This window comes from Rhizobium sp. 05N49, assembly GCF_056396805.1.
In genome coordinates this window covers 477,679-488,169 of record NZ_JBFTME010000004.1, presented here as the reverse complement: position 1 = coordinate 488,169, position 10,491 = coordinate 477,679, and the positions used below count along the sequence as shown (strand labels likewise).

Below are 10,491 nucleotides of genomic sequence, written 5' to 3'. Positions count from 1 at the left end.
AGCCAATCCTTTGAGGCGTTCGATATCACCCAGCCATTTACGCTGAGGCCTTGCCATGGGCTGGGGAGCTGAATCCATTTGCGACGTGTTCGCCGCGTCTTCTTGCTGGGACATATGATCTCTATTTAACATTTGAGATAAAGGCGGGCGTCACCGGGAATATCACGCTGTCAGCTACCTGCAAAGCATAAAGCACCGCAGCGTTCGACCAGCCGGAGCCGCCGACAGAAGCCCGACCACCCTTCACCGGCGCATTCGATCACGGCCGAACTGAAGCTCTCTGTCACCAGGCATCGGATATAGAGACCCCCGCCCTCCTCTGTCACGAAAACTTCGCACAGCCTTCAACAAACTGTCTCGTCTGCGCGCTATCCGTCGCCAAAACGGAATGCAATTTTTTTTGCAGAGGAGAAAATTATGTCAAGCAAATTGCAGAATACGGCTGCCGTCAGCCTTGTCGCTCTGATGTCCATGGTCGGTTCGGCACATGCCGATACGACCGTGAAGTTCTGGCACAGCTTCAGCAAATCGTCCGGCGAAGCGCTCAACAAGATCATCACCAATTTTGAAGCCGCCAATCCCGGTATTCATATCGAGGGCGAGTTTGTGGGCGATTACAATGATATCGTCGCCAAGCTGCAGGCCGCCATTCCCGCCAAACGCGCGCCTGATGCCGTCATCATGGAAGTCACCCGCTACGGCCTCTTTGCCGACCGCGGCGCCCTGACCGACCTGACACCCTATTTCAACGCCGACCCGCTGAAGGACGACCTCTACGACTACGCACGTGAGGTCGGCGTCTACAACGGCAAGAACTATATCGTGCCGTTCAACTCCTCCACGCCGGTCCTCTATTACAACAAGGACATCCTGGCGCGCGCCGGCTTCACGACAGAGCCGCCGCTGAAGACTTTCGCAGATATTCTTGCCGTTTCGAAGACAATCACCGAGAAGCTCGGCTCGGAAGGCATCACCGGCATTGCAGCCCCTGGCCAGTTTGCGCGCTGGGGTCTCGTCATGTCCAATGACAGCGAGCTCATCGATTCCAAGACCAACGATGTCCTGCTCGACTCGCCCAATACGATCGAAGCCTATCAGTGGATGGCCTCGCTCGTACATGACCAGAAGGTCGCCTCCCCGGATAGCGTCACCGATGAAGATGTCGGCCGCGACGCTTTCTTCGCCGGCAAGGTTGGCATCTCCCTGAATTCGACCGGCGATTACGGCGGTGCCAAGAAGGCGCTCGGTGACAAGCTCGAAGTGCGTCCGATGCCCTGCAACAAGGTCTGCTCGGTTCCGATCGGCGGCGCCGGTATCGGTATCCTCTCAACCTCTTCGAAGGATGTTCAGGACGCCGCTTACAAGTTCATCAGCTACGCTGCTTCGCCGGAAGCCAATTCCATCTGGTTTGCCGCAACCGGCTACCTGCCGATCAACAAGAAGAGCGCCGCCCAGCCGGCTGCCATCGAAGCGCTTGCCAAGAAGCAGGGCATCGACGTCGCCATCAAGCAGCTTGATTTCGCTCATGGCCGTGCCCGTCCGCCCGTCGTCACCTGGATGCGTTCGACCGAATACAAGATGTGGGAAGCCATGGCGCTCGGCCAGCGCGATGTCACGGAAACGATGAAGGATTTTGCCGCGCAGACGCGCGAAGAAGCCAAGCGTTCCAGCAACTGAGCCTCTCACTTCAGCAATACGGCGGGTCTTGAACGGCCCGTCGTCTCAACTGTTCCGGTCCCATGCTGCGCAAACTCACACCCTATCTTCTCGTCGCACCGTTGATGATCTTCATCACGGTCTTCACCTACATTCCCGTCATCACCAGCGTGAACCTCAGTTTCCGGCACTGGGACTTCCTGTCGCCGACTATGCCTTTCGTCGGCTTTGAGAATTACCGCCTGCTTTTGAACTCCCGCGACTTCTGGAATTCCTTGCAGGTAACCGCGATCTTTGCGCTGTTTTCGGTGCCGATCCGGCTGGCGCTGGCGCTTGCCGTTGCAAGCTATCTCGTGCGCGAAACCCTGCCCTCACGGCTCCTGCGCGGAGCGCTGTTTCTGCCTTCCGTAACCTCCACAGTCTCGATCGCCGTTGTTTTCTCCTGGGTCTTCGCCACCGATTACGGCATGGTCAATGCGGCGCTGACCTCGCTCGGCCTCGGCAAGGTGCAATGGCTCCAGGATCCGCAACTCGCGCTCTGGGTGCTGATAATAGTCAACACATGGAAGCAGCTCGGCTACGATATCGTGATCTATATCGCCGGCCTGCAGGCGGTGCCGCAGGAACTTTATGATGCTGCCGCCGTGGATGGCGGCCGGCGCCTTCATGTCTTCCGGCGCGTGACCGTGCCCCTGGTCATGCCGACCACCTATTTCCTGCTGGTGATTTCGGTGATCGAGGCCTTTCAGGTCTTCACCATCGTCAACATCATGACCCGCGGCGGCCCGGCGGGTGCGACCGATATGCTGGTCAATCTGCTCTACCGCGTCGGTTTTACCCTTTTCGATATCGGCAGGGGATCGGCGCTCGCCGTCCTGCTCTTCATCTTCCTGATCGTGCTCGCGCTGATCAAATCCTTCGTCATCGGCCGGAGGGTTCACTATGAGGCTTAAGAACCGTCTTGTGACCGGGCTCGCGCTTGCTGCCGGCCTGATCTTCCTGTCGCCCGTGCTCTATTCGATCTGGATGTCCTTCGAGACAGCGCAGTCCTATTACACGGGCCAGTACGAGTTCACGCTAGACAACTATGTCCGGGCCGTCGCCGAATACAATTTCGCCCGCTACCTGCTGAACAGCATCATCGTGTCGGGCCTGGTGACGCTGCTCGGCATTACGGTCGCAACCATGGCAGCCTTTGCCTTCGCGCGCTACCAGTTCCGCGGCGGCAACCTGCTCTTTGGCGCGACCGTCGCCACGCTGATGATCCCGAGCCATATCAGCCTGATCCCGAACTACCTGACACTCGCCAAAGCCGGTCTGCTCGATACCTATGCCGGTCTCATCCTGCCCGCGATCTCGAATGGTTTTGCCGCCTTCTTCCTGCGCCAATATATCAAGGGCATCCCGAAAGCGCTCGACGAGGCCGCCTATATGGACGGCGCAACACCGCTGCAGGTGCTGTGGCGCGTGATCGTGCCGATCGCGAAGCCCGCCATCTTTTCCATGGGGCTCTACATATTCATTAGTGAGTGGAACAACTACATCTGGCCGCTCGTCGCCGTTGGCAAGGAAGACCTCTACACGCTGCAGATCGGTCTTGCTCGCCTTTATCGCATCAATCCCGGTGAAGGTCTGGTCGATTGGCCACTCGTCATGGCGGCCTGCACCCTCAGCATGCTGCCCGTGCTGCTCGGCTTCCTGCTGGTCGAGCGACATCTCGTGCGCGGCATTACGCTTGGCGCGGTCAAATAATCATGAACAAGGACAAGCATAGAATGACACGCATCGCTTCGCATCGCGGCGGCACTCTGGAATTCGGCGACAGCACGCCGCACGGTTTTGCCGCGACGGCAAGAATGGCGCTGGAAGAAGTCGAGTTCGACGTCCATCCGACAGCCGACGGCGCAATCATGGTTCATCACGACGCTACTCTTGACGGAACGACGGACCGCAGCGGCGTGATCGCGGCGATGAGCGAGGCGGAGGTTCGCGCCGCCGTCATCAATTACGGTGCCGGCGGACATCCGATCTCGCTTGCCGAACTCTGCGCCCTCTATGCCGACAGCACGGTTGACTTCCGCTGCGAGATCAAGCCGGGGGTCGACGGTCGCCCCTATGAGAATTTCGTACCGCATGTCGTAGAGACACTCGCCCGCCACGGTATGCTCGAGAGGACGATCTTCTCCTCCTTTCTGGTGGAATCGCAGGATGCGCTTTCAGCGGCAACCAGCCGGCCGAAGCTCTGGCTCGTCAGCCCGCCGGTGCTGCGTCAGCTCGGGGCCGCAGCTGTTATCGAAGTCGCGAAGTCTCATAATATCCCGGAAATCGGCGTCCACGTAGACACCGCCGATACGGCACTGATGGCTGAAATTGAAGCCGCAGGGCTCGATTTTGGTTGCTGGGCGGCCCATTCGGCCAGGCAGATCGAAAAGGTGCTGGCACTTGGCGTGAAAGTCTTCACGACAGACCGCCCAAGCCTTGCCATCGCCATACGCAATCGCTTCGAGGTGGAGACTGCGCAATGAGCGGGATCGTCGTGCGCGATATCAGAAAATCCTACGTTGGCGGCCCGCAAGTCCTGCATGGCGTCTCCATGGATATCAAGTCCGGCGAATTCATCGTTATCGTTGGCCCTTCCGGTTGCGGCAAGTCTACCCTGCTGCGCCTCATCGCAGGGCTTGAGCGATGCGATGAGGGCGATATCGAAATCGGCGGCCGGCGTGCCAACGATCTCGCTCCGCAAGATCGCGACATCGCCATGATCTTCCAGAACTACGCGCTCTATCCCCATATGACGGTGCGCGAGAATATTGCCTTCGGCCTGGAACTGCGCGGCATGCCGAAAGCCGAGCGCAATGCGCGGGCTCAAGATGTGGCAAAGACGTTGCAGCTCGAAGCCTATCTCGATCGCAAGCCGGGTGCCCTTTCCGGCGGTCAGCGTCAACGTGTGGCGATGGGCCGGGCCATGGCGCGCAACAGTTCCATCTTCCTGATGGACGAGCCGCTGTCGAACCTCGACAACGCGCTGCGGGTCGCCATGCGCACCGAAATCAAGGAGTTGCATCGCCAGGTCGGTGCGACAATCGTTTATGTCACGCATGACCAGACCGAGGCGCTTTCACTGGCCGACAGGATCGCGGTGATGAAGGATGGTAATCTCCTGCAGTTCGACACGCCGGAGGCAATCTATGACCAGCCGCAGAACCGCTTTGTCGCAGGCTTCCTGGGTGTTCCCGCGATGAATTTCATGCCTGTCGAGCATCTGCCGGGCTGGCGGGGCCGACCGGGCCTGACCGCCGGACTAAGGCCCGAATCCATGACAATCCGCGCCGAGGAACCTGCGGAGCCTGCCCTGCCCGTCCGGCTCATGCTGTCGGAAATGACAGGGTCTGATATCATCCTGCATTGTGAGAGCCCGGCCGGACGTATCACACTTACCAGTCCGCGCAAGGATGTACCGCGCCATTCCGACAACTTCTGGGTCATGTGCGACCTTGACCAGGCCGTGTTTTTCGATAACCAGAGCGGGAGCCGCGTCGATCTTTCAGCCGGAGATCGTTGAATTTAGGCGCCGCTGATCGTTCCGGTTTGGAAAAGCGCAAGAAGTGATGCAATGGAAAGACAAAGCGAGATTCCGCAACTTCTCGGCGATCTTATCAGCCGCAACTCGACGAAGCTGACCGAGGCCGATACGCGCCTTCTCGACGTGATGATGCAGGATCCTATCCGCGCGGCGATGGAAAACGGCAAAACGGTCTCCTTCCGCGCCGGAGTACATCCGGCCTCGGCGGTGCGGCTGGCACGCCGCCTTGGCTTTAAAGGCTATCCGGAATTCCGGACCTTTCTGCAGGCGAATCTCATCGAAGGCGGCGGCGATTTTGAAAGCCCGGCCGCCCGCATGGCCGCCCGTCTCGTCCGGGCGGAGGACGGCGGCGTGCTTTCCTCCGTTCTCGACAGCGAGATCACTGCGCTCCAGCAGGTGCGCAACGCTGTTGCCGACGCCGATATCAGAGGTTTTTCCGAAGTGCTGCGCGATTGCCGGCGTGTCTTCGTGTTCGGGCGTGGGCATTCTGCCGCCCTCGCCTCGCTCATCGCGCTGAGGCTCAATCGCTCGGGCTATCCGTCAGTCGATCTCGCCAGTCAGATGCATCTGATCGCCGAAGTGCTGGCTACGTTGGAAACCGGCGATGTCGTCTGGCTGCTTGCCTTCCGCAAGGCCTCGCCCCTCATCCACCAGATCCGAAAGATCGCAGCCGAAAGAGGTGCCAGGGTGCTGGCGCTGACCGATCTGCTCAGTATCCGCATCGATCCGGCACCCGACAGGCAGATTTCGGTTTCCCGCGGCGACGCCGGCGAATCCCAATCTCTTGTCGTTCCCATGACAATCGCCAACGCGATCATTCTCGACCTGGCCGCGATCGATGACGGCCGCTCGCTGCGGGCGCTTGGGACCTTCAAGGCTTTCCGCGCCGAATGCGGTCTCTCACCGGTGATCCTGTAAGGCCAGAAATCCGCCACTGTGAGGAACATGAGATTTTCCCGGGAGACTTTTCAGCCTCCCGGATAAATCAGCTCGAACCTCAAGCCGCCCGGGCGGCCTTGGCGGGAATTTCGACGTCGATTTCGAGGATTGAGACGTTCTCGCCGCGATCGATCCTGATCTGCAGGCGATCGCCTTCGATTTCGACATGCTTGGCAATCACGGCAAGGATCTCTTCTCGAAGGATCGAAACGAGATCCGATCCGGGGGAGATTCGTTCATGTGCCAAAAGCAGTTGCAGGCGTTCGCGCGCAACCGGCGCAGTTTTCCTCTTCTGAAAGAAATCGAATACGCTCATGCTGCCCTCCGTCCGAAGATCTTGCCAAACAGACCACGCTTCTCGCCGGGGATCGAAACCGGAAGAACTTCGCCATTAAGGCGACGGACCGCTTCGAAATAGGCCTTGGCCGGCGCACTGCTCTGATCTGCAAGCGTCACCGGAGCGCCAAGGTTGGACGCACGCAACACATCCATGCTTTCCGGGATGATACCGAGCAGCGGGATCGACAGGATCTCGAGCACGTCATCCACTTTCAGCATGTCGCCGCGTTCGGCACGGGTGACATCGTAGCGGGTGAGAAGCAGATGCTTTTCGATGCGCTCGCCGCGCTCCGCCTTTTCGGTCTTGGCATCCAGAAGACCGATGATGCGATCGGAATCGCGTACCGAGGAAACTTCTGGATTGGTGACGATCACAGCGATATCAGCGTGCCGCATAGCAAGCGTTGCACCACGTTCGATACCGGCCGGGCTGTCGCAGATGACCCAGTCGAAATGCTTCTTAAGCTCGGTGATGACGCGCTCGACGCCTTCTTCGGTGAGGCAGTCCTTGTCGCGGGTCTGGGACGCCGGCAGCAGGAACAGCGTTTCGAGGCGCTTGTCACGGATCAGCGCCTGGGTCAGCTTGGCGTCGCCCTGAATGACATTGATCATGTCATAGACGACCCGGCGCTCGGCGCCCATGACGAGATCGAGGTTGCGAAGGCCAACGTCGAAATCGACGACCACGACCTTTTCGTTTCTTTGCGCCAGCGCGGCCCCCAACGCTGCAGTCGAGGTTGTCTTGCCAACGCCACCCTTACCCGAGGTTACAACAATGACCTTTCCCATATCCCTCTCCTGTTTGAACCATTCACCCGTTAAATCAGTCGCGACGCCATGATCGCATCATTCTCAAGCCATAATTGCGCAGCCTGGCCACGCAGATCCGCCGGCAGATCGTCGGCGGTCTTGTAGATCCCGTCGATTGCCAGAAGCTCGGCCTCCAGCTTGCGGCAGAAGATTCGCGCCGCTGAATTGCCGATCGACCCGGCGAGTGCACGTCCGCGAAGCGCGCCATAAACGTGAATCGAACCACCAGCGATAACTTCAGCGCCCGAAGCGATGGATCCGATGACCGTTACATCCCCCTCGGGAAAAACAATCGACTGACCGGAGCGCACCGGCTCATGCAGTACAAGCGAAGACGGAGCTGCACGAACAACCGGTGCAACGACTTCTCGCACTTCGGCCGGCTGCGCCTTGTTCGGTTTCCGCGCCTCGGTCTCCGCGCTAGCGGTAGGCATCTCCACATCAGCGGCCGGTCGCCCACCAACCATGCCCGGCGGCATGCTGGCGTCGAGCTGCGATGGTCGCGCGCCTTCAATACCCATCACCCTGACGCCGCGCTCGCCGAGAGCCGCAACCATTCCCTTGAGGGCGGCACGATCCAGCGCGAGTTCACTGACATCCAGAACAACCGGCCTGCCGAGGAAGAAACCAGCTGATCTCGCAGCGAGGTCGTCGAGACGTACGAGCCAATCCTCGAACGGCAAATCAGGTGTCAGCACGACCGCAAGAAACGATCTGCCTTTGATGCGAATGGAGCGCGCTTCGGTTAACACGTTAGTAAACTTGGTTAATTTCGGTTTAAAAGCTTTAGCTGCTTCATGGTTAACAAATCGTTAACGCAGGGCTGATGGAGCCAAAAAATGGCTCCCTGAAACGGTCGCGAACAATCCACTGAACGCCGCACCTCATGCGGGCTATATTCAGTCTTTTGCCTGAAAAATCAGGGCCTTGCTTGATTTGAGGGGCAATAGAAGCCGGAAAGCCTTCGGTCGATTGAGAGCCATGCTCTTGCTAAGATCGCATATTCGCTCGCAGAGTATCGCCGCCTGTATGACAGACTCACATCAAGGGCACGCGGAGAAGAAATGACCAGCTTTTTGATTACGGGACCGGAAACGGCAAGTTTCACCATTCTCCTTGCCCATGGTGCAGGCGGAGCGATGGATTCTGCTTCGATGACCGGTCTATCGAAAGCGCTCGCAGACGGCGGCTTCAAGGTGGCGCGATTCGAGTTTGCCTATATGGCCCAGCGTCGCCAGACCGGAGCGGTAAAGCCGCCGCCTCGTGCAGACCATCTGCTCGGCGAATATCGTGCAGCGATCGGTGAACTCAATGCCGGCAACCTGATCATCGGGGGCAAGTCGATGGGCGGTCGTGTCGCAAGCATGATCGCAGACGAGACTTTTGCGGCGAAGAAAATCCGGGGCCTGCTTTGCCTCGGATATCCGTTTCACCCGCCGGGAAAGCCGAACCAGCTTCGCACCGCGCATCTGGAGAGCCTGCAAACGCCCACGTTGATCTGCCAGGGAACGCGTGACCCCTTTGGATCAAGAGAAGAGGTCGCAACCTATTCGCTCTCCGATCAGATCGATCTGCTCTGGCTGGAAGATGGCGACCACGACCTCAAGCCACGGAAGAAGATCTCAGGCTATTCCGCCGGCGACCACATGCAAAAACTATCCGCATATGCAGCGGCCTGGGCAAAACGGTTATAGCGGTCCGGGAAATACGCGCATAACGCGATTTTTCTGTCGAAAGCGGCCATTTCTCTGCATTTAAGACTATTCACTAAACATTTTTAAAGGGTTTGCTTGATCGAATGGCGCCCTCGCGCATCCGCGCGGAAATCAGGTCCTGAACGAAGCGGCTCTCAACTGAACATGCGCTTTGTCATCCGGCGGGAAATAAGGCATGGGCGCGACTGACGGCAGGAAGATCCACGGCAATCTTTCCATCTACCTCGACCTGCTGCGGTTCGGCGCAGCCGTTGTCGTATTTCTCTCCCATGCGCATGTCTTCCTTCTCCCCACCATCAAGATCGGACCTCTTGGTTGGGGGCGGGAAGCGGTGGCCGTTTTCTTTGTCCTCTCAGGATTTGTTATCAGCTACGTCAGGCAGGTGAGCGAAAGGGAGTGGCGCGTATACCTTGTCGCCCGTCTCGCCCGAATTATGCCTGTTGCCCTGCTGGCGATTGCGGTGATCTTCGTGGCCGACAATATCGGGACACATGCGAACGCCTTCTACTACGATTTCATCAACACCGGATTTTTCACGCCAGTTTCGGTCGAAGCCGCGCTCGCCTACGTGACCTTCACCAATCAACTATGGTTTGCGCATGCCGTTTTCGGCAGCGGCGAACCTTACTGGTCGCTGGGCTTTGAAGTTCAATACTACCTGTTCTTCGGCCTCTTGGCCTTTTCGTCGAGCCGCGCGAAAATACCGTTGCTGTGCCTCTGGGCCGCTTTCGCCGGCCCGAAAATCCTGATGTATATGCCGTTGTGGCTCATGGGCTGGTTGACGATGAAGTGCGTCATCGAGCGCCCACCCTTTCGGCGTCCCATCGCGATCGCAATGATTGCCGCATCGGTCGTGCTGTTCTTCAGCCTGAAGTTTTTCGCCGATCGCGCCGCAACCAACATGTACGAGACCTGGTCACTACCTCAAGAAGCGATCAACTTCGTCTACTTCAATCTCATCGGCGTTGCCGTGGTCTTGCATCTTATCGGTGCGGCATCGCTGCTTCGCCAGGCTCGGCCACTGTTCGAAAAGACAGGTCCGGCGATCAGATGGCTGGCTGGCGGCAGCTTTACGCTCTATCTTGTCCACCAGCCGCTCATTCTCATGTTTGCATCCTTCCTGCATCCGGTGGAGGAGCATGTTCCGACGGCGGCAGCCCTGCTGGTTGCCTGCTTCGTCCTTTGTTTCCTGCTGGCAGAGGTCGCCGAACGCCGAAAGAAGTTCTTCGCCCGGCTCATCGTGAGCCTGCTGCCAGCGCTGTCGCGGACAGGCCAGAGAATGCCCGTCGATATTGCTGCCGACCCGGTTATCTCTAACCACACAACGCCGACGACTTCGCAGCTCATTCGCGTTCTCGAGGAAATGCAAAACGCGCTCGATGGAGAAGAAAAAGTGGTCGACAATCATGACGCACCACCTCGAGACCGCGTATCGCGCGCTTGAGTGCC

11 protein-coding genes are annotated in these 10,491 nt (G+C 58.6%); 8 read left to right on the top strand and 3 right to left on the bottom strand.

Annotation, left to right across the window (positions count from 1 at the left end; genetic code table 11):
- Window positions 1-417 precede the first annotated feature (417 nt).
- The 6 genes from AC1DF8_RS11920 (at window position 418) to AC1DF8_RS11895 (ending at window position 6,157) form a co-directional block, all read left to right on the top strand.
- The gene (locus AC1DF8_RS11920) at window positions 418-1,677 is read left to right on the top strand and encodes an ABC transporter substrate-binding protein (RefSeq protein WP_478153698.1); all 1,260 of its coding nucleotides are present in this window, start codon (window positions 418-420) and stop codon (window positions 1,675-1,677) included.
- A gap of 62 nt (window positions 1,678-1,739) precedes the next feature.
- Window positions 1,740-2,609 carry a carbohydrate ABC transporter permease gene (locus tag AC1DF8_RS11915; RefSeq protein ID WP_183879849.1) on the top strand — a complete coding sequence of 290 codons (870 nt, stop codon included), beginning with the start codon at window positions 1,740-1,742 and terminating at the stop codon, window positions 2,607-2,609.
- Window positions 2,599-3,408 carry a carbohydrate ABC transporter permease gene (locus tag AC1DF8_RS11910; protein ID WP_113114364.1) on the top strand — a complete coding sequence of 270 codons (810 nt, stop codon included), beginning with the start codon at window positions 2,599-2,601 and terminating at the stop codon, window positions 3,406-3,408. The genes AC1DF8_RS11915 and AC1DF8_RS11910 overlap by 11 nt, the downstream gene beginning before the upstream one ends.
- Window positions 3,409-3,431: 23 nt before the next feature.
- Window positions 3,432-4,181 carry a glycerophosphodiester phosphodiesterase family protein gene (locus tag AC1DF8_RS11905; protein ID WP_112969191.1) on the top strand — a complete coding sequence of 250 codons (750 nt, stop codon included), beginning with the start codon at window positions 3,432-3,434 and terminating at the stop codon, window positions 4,179-4,181.
- Entirely contained in the window at window positions 4,178-5,218 is a 1,041-nt protein-coding gene (locus tag AC1DF8_RS11900) for an ABC transporter ATP-binding protein (RefSeq protein WP_478153695.1), read from the top strand. Before AC1DF8_RS11905 ends, AC1DF8_RS11900 begins: the two co-directional genes overlap by 4 nt.
- A 51-nt stretch (window positions 5,219-5,269) precedes the next feature.
- Window positions 5,270-6,157, top strand: coding sequence for a MurR/RpiR family transcriptional regulator (locus AC1DF8_RS11895; RefSeq protein ID WP_478153693.1), 888 nt, complete (start codon window positions 5,270-5,272; stop codon window positions 6,155-6,157).
- Window positions 6,158-6,236: 79 nt separating this feature from the next.
- Here AC1DF8_RS11895 and minE read toward each other — a convergent pair whose 3' ends face one another.
- Genes minE through minC form a run of 3 tightly spaced genes read right to left on the bottom strand, consistent with a single transcriptional unit; the run spans window position 6,237 to window position 8,079 of the window.
- Window positions 6,237-6,494, bottom strand: a complete 258-nt coding sequence (minE, locus tag AC1DF8_RS11890) for a cell division topological specificity factor MinE (RefSeq protein WP_112545273.1) — start codon at window positions 6,492-6,494, stop codon at window positions 6,237-6,239.
- Window positions 6,491-7,306: a septum site-determining protein MinD gene (minD, locus tag AC1DF8_RS11885; protein ID WP_112545272.1), complete on the bottom strand. Its 816-nt coding sequence runs from the start codon at window positions 7,304-7,306 to the stop codon at window positions 6,491-6,493. Before minD ends, minE begins: the two co-directional genes overlap by 4 nt.
- Window positions 7,307-7,335: 29 nt before the next feature.
- Window positions 7,336-8,079: a septum site-determining protein MinC gene (gene minC / locus AC1DF8_RS11880; protein ID WP_112545271.1), complete on the bottom strand. Its 744-nt coding sequence runs from the start codon at window positions 8,077-8,079 to the stop codon at window positions 7,336-7,338.
- A 312-nt stretch (window positions 8,080-8,391) separates the two neighbouring features.
- Between minC and AC1DF8_RS11875 the strand changes: the two genes are divergently transcribed.
- Window positions 8,392-9,021, top strand: coding sequence for an alpha/beta hydrolase family protein (locus AC1DF8_RS11875; RefSeq protein WP_478153690.1), 630 nt, complete (start codon window positions 8,392-8,394; stop codon window positions 9,019-9,021).
- A gap of 196 nt (window positions 9,022-9,217) precedes the next feature.
- Entirely contained in the window at window positions 9,218-10,486 is a 1,269-nt protein-coding gene (locus AC1DF8_RS11870; protein ID WP_478153688.1) for an acyltransferase family protein, read from the top strand.
- The last annotated feature ends 5 nt before the right edge of the window (window positions 10,487-10,491 follow it).